A 15,479-nucleotide genomic window follows, 5' to 3' on the forward strand; every position below is an offset into this window, starting at 1 on the left:
GCTCACACAGTCACTCGACGCCGGAGGCCAGGCTGGCGAGCGGGGCCATGGTCACCCTGACCCCGTGCTGTGCCAATGCCTCGCGGGCGCTCTGGGGCAGTTGCTCGTCGGTGATCACCTGATCGATTGCATCCCAGCCCACCACGTTGAAGGTGCCGACCTTGCCATATTTGGACGAATCACAGATGAGGATGCGGGTTGCCGCCGACTCCACCACGGCCCGCTTCACCGGCACCTTCTGCTCGCTCGGGGTGGAGATCCCCTGTCCATCCCAGGAGGAGGCAGACAGGAAGGCAACGTCCAGGTGGAGGTTGCGCAGGAAGTGGGCGGTGGCCTCCCCGGCGCAGGACTGGTTCTCGCGAATGACCTGGCCCCCGGTGTGATAGAGGCGGCAGCGGCCGTGCTCGATGAGGTAGGCGCAGACCATGAAGTCGTTGGTCACTATCATCAGATCTTCCCGCAGCGCCAGCTCCCGGGCCAGCTCCAGAGAGGTGGTGCCGGCGTCCAGATAGACGGTGCACCCCTCGCTCACCTGGGCGGCGGCGAGCCGGGCGATGGCCAGCTTGGCCCCCTGCATCAGGCTGCGCTTGGTAGCGTGGGAGGGCTCGCTCTTGATCCGCTGGGAGAGACTGACTCCGCCGGATACCGAGAGCACCCGCCCCTGATCCTCCAGTTTCTGGATGTCGCGTCTGATGGTCATGTGGGAGACCTGCAACCAGTCGGTCAGCTCCACTATGCTGACCACGCCGCGCTCTGCCAGCAGTTGCAGGATACGTTGCTGTCGCTCTACGGGAATCATCTTGACTCACCCCTCAGGGAAAAGAGGCGCCATTCTACCCCAGCAACATGGTAAAAAATGATAAATAAGCTCGAAGGGGCTCACAAATCACATTTATTCACATAGAAAACGCCAAAAATTGACTCAAAAGAATCTCAATCCGCATAAATAACAAAAATTAACACTAAATAAGTTATTTTTTGTGACACCTGCCTGATATTTCACCGTCACAAGCCTCTACTATCTGCTCATCAGTCGTTATCGAGGAATCACGAGATGAGCACTTCCTATCATGTTGCTGTCATCGGCCTGGGGGCCATGGGCATGGGCGCCGCCCGCTCCTGCCTGCGGGCCGGGCTCACCACCTACGGCATTGATCTCAGCGAGCAGGCCCGCAGCCAGTTGCAGCAGGCCGGTGCCGCCGCCGTCATGGCCGATGCCAGACCTCTGGCCGAGACGCTCGATGCTGTGTTGTTGCTGGTGGTCAACGCCACCCAGGTGCGCCGCATCCTGCTCGGCGAAGAGGGGCTGGCTCGCCACCTCAAACCGGGCACCGCCATCATGGTCTCCTCCACCATTGCGGCCGAAGAGGCGAGCGCCCTGGCCGCCGAGCTGGCACAACTGGGGCTGCCGATGCTGGACGCCCCTGTCTCCGGTGGCGCCATCAAGGCCGACGCGGGCGAGATGACTGTGATGGCCGCAGGATCAGACACCGCCTTCGACAAGCTGGCCCCTGTGCTGGATGCAGTCTCAGGCAAGCTCTACCGGGTCGGCAGCGAACCGGGCCAGGGCAGCACCGTCAAGATCATCCATCAGCTGCTGGCCGGGGTGCACATCGCCGTTGCCGCCGAAGCCATGGCCCTGGCCAGTCGGGCCGGCGTGTCGCTGGATCTCATGTATGACGTGGTGACCCATGCCGCCGGCAACTCCTGGATGTTTGAAAACCGCATGCCCCGGGTGCTGACCGGCGACTACCAGGCCCGCTCCGCAGTGGACATCTTCGTCAAGGATCTCACCCTGGTGGCGGACACCGCCAAGGCGCTGCGCTTCCCGTTGCCGCTCGCGAGCACCGCCCTCAACATGTTCCTCGGCGCCAGCAACGCAGGGCACGGCCAGGAAGATGACAGCGCCGTCATCAAGATCTTCTCCGGCATCCAGCTGCCGGGTCAGGAGGATCAAGCATGAAACTCGGTGTCATCGCAGACGACTTCACCGGCGCCACCGACATCGCCGGCTTCCTGGTGGAGAACGGCCTCTCCACCCTGCAACTCGCCGGCGTGCCGGAGCATGACGGGGATCTGCCCCAGGTCGATGCCGTGGTGATCAGCCTCAAGAGCCGCTCCTGCCCGGCGGGCGAAGCGGTGCGCGACTCCCTGGCTGCCCTGGCCTGGCTCAAGGCCCGCGGCTGCCCGCGCATCTACCAGAAATACTGCTCCACCTTCGACAGCACGGCGGCGGGCAACATAGGCCCGGTCACCGACGCTCTGCTGGCGGCGCTTGGCCACGACTTCACCCTGATCTGCCCGGCCCTGCCGGTCAACGGTCGCACCGTCTATCAGGGCAACCTCTTCGTCGGTGCCCAGCCACTGGCCGAATCCGGCATGCGCCACCACCCCATCACCCCCATGACCGACAGCAATCTGCTGCGGCTGATGGAGGGGCAGGCCCAGGGCCGCGCCGGTCTGGTGCCGTTCACCACCATAGCTCAAGGCCCCGATGCCATTGCCGACGCCTTTGAGCAGCTAACACAAGCTGGTGTGCGCTACGCCGTGGTCGACACCCTGACCGAGCAACACCTGCTGGATATCGCCACCGCCGCCCTCGACATGCCCCTGGTGACAGGTGGCTCCGGCCTCGCCATCGGCCTGGCCCGCCAGCTTGGCAGCGGCGATCTGCAAGGTGCCCGCGAGGCTGGCTGGCCCAGAGGCACCCGCGCCGTGGTGCTGTCGGGCTCCTGCTCCGAGATGACCAACCGCCAGGTGGCCCGCTATCGCCAGCACGCCCCCGCGCTGGCGCTGGATGTAGTGCGCTGCCTCGAGGATGCCGACTACCCGGCCGAGCTGGCTCACTGGGTACTGGCCCAGCCCCTCACCCCGGCGCCGCTGGTCTACGCCACCACCAGCCCGGTGGAGCTGGCCCGCATTCAGGAGACCCACGGCCAGCAGGCAGCCAGCGACGCGGTGGAGCACTGCTTTGCCCGCCTCGCCCAACTGCTGCAAGACGCAGGCGTGGACCGTTTCATCATCGCCGGTGGCGAGACCTCGAGCCGGGTCACCCAGGCCCTCGGCGTCAAGGCGTTCCACATAGGCCCGCAAATCGCCCCCGGTGTGCCCTGGGTACGGGCCATCGACGCCCCGCTGTCGCTGGCCCTCAAGTCCGGCAATTTCGGGAGCGACGACTTCTTCGACAAGGCTCAGGAGTACTTCCATGACTGAACAGGCACTGCGCGACACCATGGTGATGCTGGGGGCCTCCCTCTTCCAGCGCGGCTATGCCACCGGGGGCGCTGGCAACCTCTCCGCCCTGCTGCCGGACGGCACCCTGATCGCCACCCCGACCGGCTCCTGCCTGGGACGTCTGAGCGCCGACAGGCTCTCTCACGTCAACCTGCAGGGGGAACACCTGGGGGGTGACCGCCCCTCCAAGGAGGTGGCCTTCCACCTCGCCATCTATCACAACAATCCGGACTGCCGGGCCGTGGTGCACCTGCACTGCACTTACCTGACCGCCCTCTCCTGCCTGGAGGGGCTGGATCCGGCCAACGTCATCCGCCCCTTCACCCCCTACTACGTGATGCGGGTCGGCCAGTTGCCGCTCATCCCCTACTACAAGCCGGGGGATGCCCGCATCGCCGAGGAGCTGGGGCGCCGCGCCCCCGAGGGCAACGCCTTCCTGCTCGCCAACCACGGCCCCGTGGTGACGGGCAAGGATCTGGTGGATGCGGTCAACAACATGGAGGAGCTGGAGGAGACGGCGCGCCTGGCACTGATGCTCCATGGCCAGTCCATCCGCTACCTGAGCGAACCCGAGATCACCGAATTGAGGAGCCTGAAGCCATGAGCCAATCCTGGTCCGCCTCTCTGACCCGATACGAACACAACGCATTGAGGAGCATCACGCCATGAGCAAGTTTGCCGCCAATCTCACCATGCTGTTTACCGAGCTGCCGTTCCTGGAGCGCTTCGCCGCCGCCCGCGAGGCAGGCTTCGAGGCGGTGGAGTTCCTGTTCCCCTACGAGTGGCCGGCCGCCGAGCTGGGCCGCCTGCTGCGCGAGAACGGCCTCTCCCAGGCCCTGTTCAACATGCCGCCGGGCAACTGGGGGGCGGGGGAGCGCGGCATGGCTGCCATCCCGGGGCGGGAGGCAGAGTTTCGCGCTCACCTGCCAAGCGTGCGTGACTACGCCCTGGCGCTCGGCTGCACCAAGGTGCACGCCATGAGCGGCATAGTCGACCCGACACACAGCCTGGCGACCCACAGCCAGACCCTGATCGAGAACATCCGCTTCGCCGCCGACTTCCTGGCCGCAGACGGCATCAAGGTGCTGCTTGAGCCTCTCAATGATCGGGACGTGCCCGGCTACTTCCTGGCTCACCAGCTCGACGCCCTGGCCCTGGTGCAGGAGATAGACAGACCCAACGTGGGGGTGCAGCTCGACCTCTACCACGCCCAGATCATGGACGGGGATCTCACCCGTCTCATCGGCAAGCTGGGACCGGCCATCGGCCACGTCCAGATAGCTTCGGTACCGGATCGCCACGAGCCGGACGAGGGGGAGATCGCCTACCCCCACCTGTTCAAGGTGCTGGCGCAGGCGGGCTACCACGACTGGATTGGCTGCGAATACAACCCCAGAGCCGGCACCCGGGAAGGGCTGGGCTGGCTGACACAACAATAAGAAACACAACCTACACATGAACGAGTCTGAGGATAACGAGATGCAAATCATCATCACCGGCGGCGGTGGCTTCCTGGGCCAGAAACTGGCCCGGGCCCTGCTGCAAGGCCCCCACCCCTTCACCGAGCTGCTGCTGGTGGACATCCAGCAGCCGCAATCCCCCCTGCCGGATCCCAGGGTGCGCTGCCTGAAGGCCGACCTCACCGAAACCGGTGTCGCCGAGTCCCTGATCAGCGAGCGGACAACCGTGGTCTACCACCTGGCAGCCATCGTCAGCAGCCACGCAGAGCAGGACTTCGATCTCGGTTGGAAGGTCAATCTGGACACCACCCGCACCCTGCTGGAGGCCTGCCGCCACACCCGCCCCGGCATCCGCTTCGTCTTCACCAGTTCGCTCGCCGTCTATGGCGGCCCGCTGCCTGAGCTGGTGAACGATGGCACCGCGCTCACCCCGACCTCCTCCTATGGCGCCCAGAAGGCCATGGGGGAGCTCTTGGTCAACGACTACAGCCGCAAGGGCTATGTGGATGGCCTGGTGCTGCGCCTGCCCACCATCTGCGTACGGCCGGGCAAGCCGAACCGCGCCGCCTCGTCGTTCGTCAGCAGCATCATCCGCGAGCCGCTGCAGGGTGAGAACGCCCTCTGCCCGGTGAGCCCGGAACTGCGCCTCTGGCTCTCGAGCCCCGCCACCGTAGTCGCGAACTTCCTGCTGGCGGCCAGGCTTCCCGCCACAGGTGACGCCCGCAGCATCAACCTGCCCGGCATCAGCGTCACCGTCGGCGAGATGCTGGAGGCCCTCGCCCGGGCCGGTGGCCAGGCGGCCCGGGATCGGGTGCAGTTTGCCGCCGATCCGGCCATCGAGCGCATAGTCGCGAGCTGGCCGGGACGCATCGACAACCAGCGGGCCAGCGCCCTCGGCTTCGCGGCAGACAGGACGTTTGCCGACATCATCGACAGTTTCATCACCCATGACATGCAGGAGGCATCATGAGCGACATCCCTACCCCCATCATCGGCCTGGTCATCGCCGTCTTCGTACTGGTATTCCTGGTGGTCCGCACCCGGGTGCACGCCCTGATCGCCATGCTGGCGGCGGCCTGCATCGCCGGGATCACCGGTGGCATGAGCATCGACAAGACCCTCACCGTCATCACGCAAGGCTTTGGCTCCACCCTCGGCAGCATCGGCATCGTCATCGGCCTCGGGGTCATGATGGGGCGTCTGCTTGAGGTCTCCGGCGCCGCCGAACAGATCGCCTACAGCTTCATCAAGTGGCTCGGCAAGCGCCGCGAAGAGTGGGCACTAGCCATCACGGGCTACATCGTCAGCATCCCCATCTTCGTGGATTCCGCCTTCGTCATCCTCTATCCGGTGGCCAAGGCGCTGGCGAAAAGCGGCAAGCGCTCCCTGCTGACCCTGGGGGTCGCCCTGGCGGGGGGCCTGGTGGTCACCCACCATACGGTGCCGCCGACCCCGGGGCCGCTCGGTGTTGCCGGTCTGTTTGGCGTGGACATAGGCGCCATGCTGCTGATGGGCATGGCCCTGGCCATCCCCTGCGTGCTCGGCATCGTCTTCTACGCCCAGTGGCTCGACAAGAAGTACCCCGAGTTCGGCGCGAACGCAGCCCAGACCCCGGACGAGCTGCAAGCTACCTATGAGCAGTACCTCAAGGAGAAGGAAGGCAAGACCCTGCCGAGCCTGACCCTGTCGCTGCTGCCGATCCTGGTGCCCATAGTACTTATCTTCGTCAAGGCCATCTTCACCACCCTCGCCACCCTGGAGGGGATGGACGGCCTGATGGCGAATCCCCTGGTGCAGGGCATCAACTTCATCGGCACCCCCATCATAGCGCTCGCCATCAGCGTGCTGCTGGCGGTCTATACGCTGGTGCCGCACATGGACAGACACGCCACCGCCGCTCGCCTCGAAGAGGGGTTGCAATCGGCCGGCATCATACTGCTGGTGACCGGTGCCGGCGGCGCCCTGGGTGCCGTGCTGCGCGACAGCGGTGCGGGCCAGCAGCTCGCCGAGCAGATCGCCCAGTTGCCCATCTCCCCCATACTGATCCCCTTCATCGTCGCGACCCTGGTGCGCCTCATCCAGGGCTCAGGCACTGTGGCCATGGTGACGGCGGCCTCCATCTCCGCCCCCATACTGGCGCAGATCCCCGGGGTCAACATGCTGCTGGCGGCTCAGGCTGCCACCATGGGGTCGCTCTTCTTCGGCTACTTCAACGACAGCCTGTTCTGGGTGGTCAACCGCATGATGGGGATCTCGGACGTCAAGCAGCAGATGATCGTCTGGTCCATCCCGACCACCATCGCCTGGGCCATCGGCGGCACCGGCGTCGCCCTGCTGAACCTGGTATTCGGCTCCGGCGGCACCTGGTTCGACCCCGTGCTGCCGCTGCTGGTGCTGGCGCTCATCGTCTGGTACGTCAGGGGCCAGTCCCTGGCGCCGGCGGCCAGTGCAGTGCCGAGCCGGGAGTCATAACCCGCAGCGTCATGGCAACGCTGTGTGACGAGGGCCAGTCTGCTAGACTGGCCCTCTTTTTTATTCATCTTGCAAAGGAGTGTTGGATGTCTGCTTCTTCCTGGTGGGACAAGTCCACCGGTTTTGCGCTGCTCACCATCTTGCTGTGGGCCTCGCTCGCTGCCCTCACCTCCCGAATCACCAGCGTCTCACCGCTGGTGCTGGTGGGACTGGTGCTCTTCTTCTGTGGCGCAGGCGCCCTGCCGTTCTGGCGCCAGTGGCGCGCCAGCTCCCTCACCTGGCTGGTGACCATCACGGCGCTGTTGCTCTATCACCTGCTGCTGTTCATGAGCTTTCGCCACGCCCCCGTGCTGGAGGCGAACCTCATCAACTACCTCTGGCCCCTGTGCATCATCCTGTTCACCCCATTGCTGCTGCCGGGTCATCCCCTGAGCCTGCATCATCTGCTGGCCGGGGCCCTCGGCCTCGTCGGCTCGGTGCTGGTGATGGTGGACGGCAGCCTGCAACTGCAGCAGGCCCACCTACCCGGCTACCTGCTGGCGCTCGGCGCCGCCATCGTCTGGGGCGCCTATTCCGTGCTCTCCCGCCGCCTGCCCCCCGCCCCCGCCGTGGTCACGGCGGCCGCCTGCCTGCCCGCCGGGCTGCTGGCGCTGCTGCTTGCCTGGGGGCTGGAGGGGCCGCTGCCCTTCGACCAGATCCCCCAGGCAGACTGGCTGCTCATCGCCGGGCTGGCCCTCGGCCCCATGGGGGCGGCCTTCGTCACCTGGTATCTGGCGCTGCGGGACGGGGATCCGCGCCGCATCGGGGCGCTCGCCTACCTCACCCCCTTGCTGAGCACCCTGCTGCTGGTCTGGCTCAACGGTGAGCAGCTCACCCCGCGCCACCTGCTGGCGGGGGCTCTCATCATGGGCGGAGCCCTGCTCGGTTTGCTGGTGAAAACACCCAAGACTCGGCCAGTGGCAGAGCCACTGTCATAAAAACGCCATCAGGCCTGCTTAAGCTCACGCCCATTGCGTGGTTCAAGCAGGACTCTGATGTGAAAATTGCTCATTATGCCTCCCTCTCCTCCCTCGTACTGCTGCTGGTGGCCGGCGTTCAGGCCACCGCCCTGTTTCACGGCTGGCAGCAGTTCAATCGGGCCGAACAGGCCCAGCGCCAGCAGGAACGCCTGCAACAACAACTGAGCGGCCCCCTGCAGGGGGCGCTTCGCGACTACCTCGGCAGCGGCGATCCCCTGCGCCTGGCCGAAGCCCAGGGAGTGCGCCAGCAGGCGCTCTCGCTGCTGGCGCAGCAAGACGGGTCGCAAACCAGTCCGCTGCGTGCCCTGCTCGAACAGATGGGGGCACGCATCGAGGGGGACTACCTGGCGGCGGGCAAGCTCTCCGGCAACAGCCAGTGGCTGCTGCAAAACGCCGAGAACGAGCTGAGCACCCAGGCCCGGGCGCTGCTGCGTTACGGCCAGCAGGGTGCTGACCTGGATCCGGCCAGCGCCGAGGCCTACCGCCAGGGGGCCGCCGACATACTGGCGACCCTGCCCGCCCTCGCCCACCAGCGCCAGAACTACATGGAGCAGGCGAGCGCCAAGCGCCTCGAAGGATTGCAGTTCGAACTCGCCGCTCTGCAAAAGCAGGCGGACGCGCTGACGGCCCTGCCGAGTCTGAACCTCTTCGAGGAGACCGCTGCCGATGAGTTCACCCTGGGGGAGCCGGTGCGCAAGGAGCTCGGGGAGCTGCCCAAAGCCGAGCTGACCTCCCTGCTAAAACGCTATCCCCAGGAGCTGGAGAACAGCCGCAAGGCGCTGCAACAGCAGCAGGCCGCGCGCCAGATGGTGCAGCAGGACATCGCGCAGCTGCTGCAGGCCGGCGAGCAACTGGGGGAGCAGCTCGCCGCCGCTCGTCAGACGATGAACCGGGAGCTCGCCACCGTGCTCGGCTCCCTGGCGCTCTGCCTGGTGGTGGTCGCCCTGCTGTTTGCCCTGGTGCAGCGCCGCTGGCTGGTCAGGCCATTGTTGCGACTGCGGGCGGCCTTCCTGCAGCTCGATGCCACCGGGCAGGCGCAGTTGCTGGCAACGGGGCGCGAGCGCAACGAACTGGCCGACATAGTCGCGAGCTACAACCGCCTGATCGAGCGCCTGCAACAGGATCAACAGCAGAAGGCGGGGCAGCTCTCGAGCGTCTCCTCCAGCCTGCAGGAGATGGTGGAGCAGGTGCAGGAGATCCACCACAGCACCCGCACCACCGAGCAGGCGGTGGATGAGAGCGACACCATGATGCAGGAGCTCAATCAACTTGCCGGCGAGGTGCACCAGGTCGCCGCCGAGATAGCGGAGCACGCCCAGCACAATGAGCACTCCATGAGCCAGAGCGAGCTGCTGGTGGGGGGCATGCTGGCGGCCACCGCCCAGACCGGGCTCGCCATCGACGAGAGCAGCGGCGCCCTGGCCCAGCTGACCCGCTCGGTGGAAGATGTGACCGCCATCGTCGACGTCATCGGCCACATCTCCCAGCAGACCAACCTGCTGGCGCTCAACGCCGCCATAGAAGCGGCCCGTGCCGGTGAGCAGGGACGCGGCTTCGCGGTGGTCGCCGACGAAGTGCGCCACCTCTCCGCCGACACCCAGCGCTCCCTCGGCCAGATCACGGAGATCCTGGCGAGCCTCACCCAGGCAGGAGATCAGCTCGCCACCGTGCTGGCCCGCATCACCGCAGAGGCAGCCGCGCAGCGCCAGCAGGCCGAACAGTTGCGCCAGACCACCCAGACGGTGCGGGAGATGGCGCGCAGCACCGCCGTTATCGCCCTGCAGGGTGCCGACAACGCCAGGAGCCAGGAGCACAGGCTCGCCAGCTTCGCCGCCCTCATCGGCCGCATCAGCCAGCACGCCCGCCAGGGCAGCCGCCTCTCGGTGCAGGTATCGGAGCACATCCACCACCAGGCTCAGCAGATCCCCCGGATCCTGAGTCAGGCCTGAGTCGCCCTCCCCCTATCGGGCCGGGCCCCCCTTGAGGCGCCCGGCCTGTTCCCTGATATGCCCGCACCCGGTTAACCCCCTCCGTCCCTCGCGCCCATGACCCCTCGGGGGAGCCTGCTCCACGCGCCGAGCAGGAGACACAACCCCGACAAGGATGAATATCTTTTTTTGTGACACAAAATTATATGTTGCCGCCAGGTTAACAAAGAAAGTTCTGCATCCGCGCCCAGCTCCCTTCCGGTTAACGGAAAAAACCACCTGAAAACGCTCTCATTACCGACACGAGTGGGCTGGGAGTGCCCACACCAAGAATCATGATTATTTGCACTCGGTCATATTTTTGAAACTTGGCGGGAACTTCATGTTGATATTTCGCACCGCGAACGTACTCTTGGTGGTGTCAGATCGCCAAGGATCGAGACCTAAAAAATAATGACTGTAAAGATGCAGATTGCCCTTCGTTGATGCGCCAAGGCATCCGGGCATATGGGCACAACACAGAACAATTTCTTTTGCCCTACGGGGTGTTGATTGCAATGCCAATACCGAGCGGCGGGCGCCTGCCCGACTGCCGGAAAAAAAGCTAAGTCCATAAAATCAGGAGCAATAACAAATGGAAAAAGTGATCTTCAAGCGCGCCTCTTTGAGTGCCGCCGTGGTTGCGGCGCTGCTCGCCCCCGGCATGGCATCCGCGGCTCAAGACATGATGAGCCCGGACTACGGCAAGTCCTATGAAGCCTTCATCGACGAAGGCAAGCTGACAGGCGGCCTGTTCTACTTCCAGCGCGAGCGTGATCGCGTCCAGGCCGGTCCGGGTCAGGACGGCAAATACCACTCCAACCTGAGCCATGCTACCACCCAGGCAGCCCTGAACTACAACTCCGGTTATGCCTGGGGCATGGTCGGACTGGATGTCGGCGGCTTTGGCGCCTATGACCTGGCCGTTGACGAGAGCAACGGGGTCAACGAAGAGAACGAGTTCTCCTTCTGGGGCGACCAGTGGGGTTCAGGTGGTGACGGTGTTCCCGAGAATGGCTTCAGCCTCTCCACCGCCGCCCTGAAGTTCAAGTTCGGTGACGCTGTCACCGCCAAGGGGGGTTACACCCAGCTCTATGTACCCGGCATCCTGGGCGTCAACTGGTCCTATCAACCCGGTACCTACCGCGGTGGCCAGATCGAAGGCAACTTCGGCGGCCTCTACCTGACCTACGCCATCGCCGATGAGTACAAGGCGCCCTGGTTCAAGAACACCGCCGGCTTCTCCAAGAGCAGCCCCTATGCCAGCGATCCCTTCACCGATGCGAACAAGATCGACTACATCCACGGTCTGGCAGCCCGTTACACCTTCGAGAACGGCACTGCCATCACAGGTGGCTTCGGTCAGTCCGAAGGCTACATGGACAGCTACCACTTCAAGCTGGCTCACAAGTTTGACGTGCTGGGTGGCCTGAACACCAGCTACCAGTTCTACGGTTCCGACACCGAGAACGAAGACTATGACGGTCTGGCATGGCAACAGGCCCTGACCGCCAGCTGGGCAGCCGGCCCCTATGCCTTCCGCCTGGAAGGTCTCTACACCAAGGCCGAAGGGGATCTGGGCAACTACCTGCCCCGTCTGACCCGTGGCTACGGCAACTCCCAGGGTGCGAACGAGATCTGGTGGGATTCCCGCTCAGACTGGAACCACAACGAAGAGAAGGCCGTGTTCTTCGGTACCACACGTACCCTGGATGATCTGGTCGGTGCTCCGGGTTGGGCCGCCGGTGTCTCCGGTGCCTACGGTTGGGATGCCAACAACGGCGACGGCACCCTGGAGCCGGGCAAAGAGTGGGCCGTCAACTTCGACGTCATGTACACGGTGCAGGACGGCAAGCTGAAGGGCACCCTGTTCAAGCTGCACTACACCGATTACAACAACGAGCAGGACGACAAGGGCAGCTGGTACTACCCGAACATGTTCAGCTCCGAGCATGACGTCAAGTTCCACATCATCATGCCGTTCACCATCATGTAATCAGGCATCTGTTCTGATCGAAAACCGGGCCACGTGGCCCGGTTTTGTTTTTGGTGGCACTCGGGCTACCATGCCCACTTCGGCCCTGTGCTGGCCGCCAATCAGGATGATCTTCATGCCCCACCCCTTCGTGCTTATCACAGGCTGCTCCAGCGGCATCGGCCTCGCCGCCGCCAATGCGCTCGGCGCCCACGGCTTCACCGTGATCGCTTCCGCCCGCAAGGCCGAGGATGTCGCCCAGTTGCAGCAGCAGGGTCTGCTGGCGGTGCAGCTGGATCTGGCGGACACCGCCAGCATAGAGCGGGGGGCGGCAGAGGCGCTGGCCCTGACCGGGGGGCGCCTGTTCGGGCTGTTCAACAACGGTGCCTACGGCCAGCCCGGCGCGCTGGAAGACTTGCCCACGGAGGCGCTCAAGGCGCAGTTCAACACCAACCTGTTTGGCTGGCACCATCTCATTCGTCAGGTGCTGCCGGCCATGCTGGCCGCAGGTGAGGGGCGGATAGTGCAGAACAGCTCGGTGCTTGGCCTGGTGGCCATGAAGTATCGCGGCGCCTATAACGCCAGCAAGTTCGCGCTGGAAGGCTACACCGACACCTTGCGCCTCGAACTCGAGGGCAGTGGCGTGCACATCAGCCTGATCGAGCCCGGCCCCATCGACACCCGGTTTCGCGCCAATGCCCGCGACGCCTTCGTACGCCACATCGATCCGGCCCAGAGCCGCCATCAGGGCGCCTATCGCCAGACCCTGACCCGGCTGGAGAAAGAGGGCTCTACCAGCGGCTTCACGCTGCCGAGCGAGGCCTGCATACCGCCGCTGCTGCACGCGCTCCAGAGCAAACGCCCCAGGCATCGATACCCGGTCACCCTGCCCACCAGGTTGTTCAGCATATTGCGTCGCCTGTTGCCGAGCCGCTGGCTTGACCGGATCCTCGGCAAGTCGGCCTGATCCCCGGCGGGGATTGATCCCCGCCCGAACACGTGCATCTACTCAGTAGTGCTGGCCATTGCTGTAGTAGGCGCTCTTGACGATGGGCAGCACCTGCACCACCACATAGATCTGCTCACCCAACACCGCCTTGAGGTGACGGGTGATGAGGGCGGCTGCGGCATCTTGCACCTCCTGCGGGCGCTCGAACCAGACCAGCTCCACGAAGGGAAAACCGGCGTCGATCGCACCGTCCCTCACCTGGGTGCTGGCAACGCACTCCAGGGTGACGAACTCCGGCTTGCCGCCAGTCAGGGCGCAGAGATCCGCCAGCAGGGGCGTGCTTATCTGCTGCAGGGTGTCGACAGAAACTGCCCGAAAACGAAGGTGGGGCATGGGAAACCTCTTGGCTGTGACAAATGAGGACTTATCATAGAGCACTCATCCCGCTCACATAAGGTGCCTCATGAGATTCCATCGCACGCTGCTTCCCTTCCTGCTGTGCCTGCTGCTACCGCTGCACGCCTTTGCCGACCCGGCCTTCTACCGCATCAGCAAGGGCAACGATCAGCACTGGTTGCTGGGTTCCATCCATGCGGGCAAACCCTCCCTCTATCCCCTGCCGGATCCCGTCGAGCGCGCCTGGCAGCAGAGCCACGCCCTGGTGATGGAAGTCGACATGACCCACATCAGCCAGGCGCAGTGGCAGGAGATGGGGGCCATCACCCGGCTGGTGGATGGCAAGACGCTCAAGGATCACCTGCCCATCGATCTCTACCGGCGCACCCTGATCGCCGCCGGCCAGAACGGCCTCAACGAGAGCATGCTGGCGCCGCTGCGTCCCTGGTTCGCGGCCATCACCCTGACCCAGGCCGCGCTGGAGCGCACCGGTTACCGCGGTGAATTCGGGGTGGATCAGCACTTCGCCAAGCGGGCAAACGACGGCGGCAAACCCATCATCGGATTGGAGACCCTGCTGGAACAGCTCGGCTATCTCGCGAGCGTCGGTGACAACCAGACCCTGATGCTGGAGAGCACCCTGGATGAGTTGCCGGACCTCGAGAAGGGGTTCGCCGAGGTCATGAAGGCGTGGCAGGACGGGGATCAGGCCACCCTGATCAACCTGCTCAAGGAGGAGATGGCACCGCCCAAGCTGCAAGCCTGGCTGGAGCAGACCCTGCTGGCGGAGCGCAACCGCAACTGGGTCAAGCGGTGGCCCGGCCTGCCAAACGAGAGCTTTATCGTGGTAGGGGCGCTGCACCTTTACGGCGAGCAGGGCCTGCTCGCGCTGCTGGAGCAGCAAGGCTGGCGCATCACGCCGCTCACCGAACCCGCAGCGGCAAACTAAGTCCGCCAGACAGGCGTCCTGTCACCGGGCAGGGTGCCGGGTGCGAGGCCGCTCACAGAATTCGCTGCCGATTAAATAACCACAAAGGGAGTTGATCGAGATCATCTCCTCACTCCCAAAGAGGTATTTATCATGCCTGTCATCGCGCAATGACAGGAGTGGACGAGATGGAATTCTGGATGAACCTGATGTTCGGCAACAGCGTGGGGCTGATGTCCATGCTGGTGATTATTGGCACCTTCCTGCTGATCAGCGCCTACGCGGTCTATTTCATCTACAAGGTGATGCACGCAGAGCCGCCGAAGGAGGGTCAATAACCGGGTGTGGCACCAGGTGCGGGCCTCTTAGCCCGCCGCGCCCCGCCATTCTAAGCACAGGCCAGGCCCGCTATAATGCCTCCCTCATTCTCATGCGGGGAGCCTGCCGTGTCTCATAACGACGAACTCTCACTGTTCCTGCAGGAAGTGGCCGACGTGCGGCCGCTGCGCAGCGACCACATAGCCCCCAGCGCGGGCAACAGCCTGCCGACCGAGGCGCAACTCGCGCGCCGGGAGGCCGCCACCGCCGAACAGCTCACCCTGGATCACCTCAGCATGGAGGCTGTCCCCATGCTGGATCCCCACGACATCGTCGGCTTCAAGCGCGACGGCGTGCAGGAGGGGGTCTACAAGAAGCTGCGGCTCGGCAAGTACGAGCTGCAAGGCTCCCTCGACCTGCACCACAAGACCATCAAGGAGGCGCGAATCGCCCTGGTGCAGTTCATTGCGGAGTGCGAGGTGCGGGATATCCGCTGCCTGCTGATCCTGCACGGCAAGGGGGAGCGCAGCACCCCGCGCGCCCTGCTCAAGAGCCATGTCAGCGCCTGGTTGCCGCAACTGCCTGCGGTGATGGCCATCCACAGTGCCGAGCGTCGCCATGGCGGCAGCGGCGCCCTCTATGTGCTGCTGCGAAAGAGCGAGCGCAAGAAGGCCGAGAACCGCGAGCGTCACCAGAAGCGCCTCGGCTGACCGCCTGAGGGTGGCCCCCGCCCGCGGCACAGTGCTAGCATCGGGCTGCCC

15 protein-coding genes are annotated in these 15,479 nt (G+C 64.7%); 13 read left to right on the top strand and 2 right to left on the bottom strand.

Annotated elements, in window-relative coordinates; all coding sequences use genetic code 11:
• Positions 1 to 10: 10 nt before the first annotated feature.
• Positions 11 to 799, bottom strand: a complete 789-nt coding sequence (locus tag KI797_RS16030) for a DeoR/GlpR family DNA-binding transcription regulator (protein ID WP_226170049.1) — start codon at positions 797 to 799, stop codon at positions 11 to 13.
• 255 nt (positions 800 to 1,054) lie between these two features.
• On the opposite strand from KI797_RS16030, the gene ltnD reads away from it, so the two are divergent.
• From ltnD to KI797_RS16080, 10 genes are all read left to right on the top strand, one after another.
• Complete coding sequence (ltnD, locus tag KI797_RS16035) at positions 1,055 to 1,963, top strand: L-threonate dehydrogenase (RefSeq protein WP_226170052.1); 909 nt, start codon at positions 1,055 to 1,057, stop codon at positions 1,961 to 1,963.
• On the top strand, positions 1,960 to 3,213 hold the full coding sequence (otnK, locus tag KI797_RS16040; protein WP_226170056.1) for a 3-oxo-tetronate kinase: 1,254 nt from the start codon (positions 1,960 to 1,962) through the stop codon (positions 3,211 to 3,213). The genes ltnD and otnK overlap by 4 nt, the downstream gene beginning before the upstream one ends.
• The gene (gene otnC / locus KI797_RS16045; protein WP_005328654.1) at positions 3,206 to 3,838 is read left to right on the top strand and encodes a 3-oxo-tetronate 4-phosphate decarboxylase; all 633 of its coding nucleotides are present in this window, start codon (positions 3,206 to 3,208) and stop codon (positions 3,836 to 3,838) included. The genes otnK and otnC overlap by 8 nt, the downstream gene beginning before the upstream one ends.
• Positions 3,839 to 3,899: 61 nt before the next feature.
• Entirely contained in the window at positions 3,900 to 4,673 is a 774-nt protein-coding gene (otnI, locus tag KI797_RS16050) for a 2-oxo-tetronate isomerase (protein ID WP_226170058.1), read from the top strand.
• 40 nt (positions 4,674 to 4,713) lie between these two features.
• A complete protein-coding gene (gene denD, locus KI797_RS16055; RefSeq protein ID WP_043132055.1) occupies positions 4,714 to 5,664 on the top strand; it encodes a D-erythronate dehydrogenase in 951 nt (316 codons plus the stop codon).
• Positions 5,661 to 7,166, top strand: coding sequence for a GntP family permease (locus tag KI797_RS16060; protein WP_005328642.1), 1,506 nt, complete (start codon positions 5,661 to 5,663; stop codon positions 7,164 to 7,166). The genes denD and KI797_RS16060 overlap by 4 nt, the downstream gene beginning before the upstream one ends.
• An 86-nt stretch (positions 7,167 to 7,252) precedes the next feature.
• On the top strand, positions 7,253 to 8,143 hold the full coding sequence (locus KI797_RS16065; protein ID WP_218409697.1) for a DMT family transporter: 891 nt from the start codon (positions 7,253 to 7,255) through the stop codon (positions 8,141 to 8,143).
• A gap of 59 nt (positions 8,144 to 8,202) precedes the next feature.
• Positions 8,203 to 10,134: a methyl-accepting chemotaxis protein gene (locus KI797_RS16070; RefSeq protein ID WP_226170060.1), complete on the top strand. Its 1,932-nt coding sequence runs from the start codon at positions 8,203 to 8,205 to the stop codon at positions 10,132 to 10,134.
• A 613-nt stretch (positions 10,135 to 10,747) separates the two neighbouring features.
• Entirely contained in the window at positions 10,748 to 12,148 is a 1,401-nt protein-coding gene (locus tag KI797_RS16075; RefSeq protein ID WP_043132048.1) for an OprD family outer membrane porin, read from the top strand.
• 115 nt (positions 12,149 to 12,263) lie between these two features.
• Complete coding sequence (locus tag KI797_RS16080) at positions 12,264 to 13,094, top strand: SDR family oxidoreductase (RefSeq protein WP_226170062.1); 831 nt, start codon at positions 12,264 to 12,266, stop codon at positions 13,092 to 13,094.
• Positions 13,095 to 13,136: 42 nt separating this feature from the next.
• Here KI797_RS16080 and KI797_RS16085 read toward each other — a convergent pair whose 3' ends face one another.
• Entirely contained in the window at positions 13,137 to 13,469 is a 333-nt protein-coding gene (locus KI797_RS16085; protein WP_226170064.1) for a DUF1904 family protein, read from the bottom strand.
• Positions 13,470 to 13,539: 70 nt separating this feature from the next.
• Here KI797_RS16085 and KI797_RS16090 point away from each other — a divergent pair, with 70 nt between their 5' ends.
• The 3 genes from KI797_RS16090 to smrA all read left to right on the top strand — a co-directional run bounded on the left by KI797_RS16090 (position 13,540) and on the right by smrA (position 15,428).
• Positions 13,540 to 14,421, top strand: a complete 882-nt coding sequence (locus KI797_RS16090; protein ID WP_226170067.1) for a TraB/GumN family protein — start codon at positions 13,540 to 13,542, stop codon at positions 14,419 to 14,421.
• 167 nt (positions 14,422 to 14,588) lie between these two features.
• On the top strand, positions 14,589 to 14,738 hold the full coding sequence (locus KI797_RS16095) for a DUF3149 domain-containing protein (protein ID WP_081805766.1): 150 nt from the start codon (positions 14,589 to 14,591) through the stop codon (positions 14,736 to 14,738).
• Between the two features lie 108 nt (positions 14,739 to 14,846).
• Positions 14,847 to 15,428: a DNA endonuclease SmrA gene (gene smrA, locus KI797_RS16100; RefSeq protein WP_226170069.1), complete on the top strand. Its 582-nt coding sequence runs from the start codon at positions 14,847 to 14,849 to the stop codon at positions 15,426 to 15,428.
• Positions 15,429 to 15,479 lie beyond the last annotated feature (51 nt).

Origin of the sequence: Aeromonas media (assembly GCF_020423125.1) — a bacterium.
Classification (GTDB): domain Bacteria; phylum Pseudomonadota; class Gammaproteobacteria; order Enterobacterales; family Aeromonadaceae; genus Aeromonas; species Aeromonas media.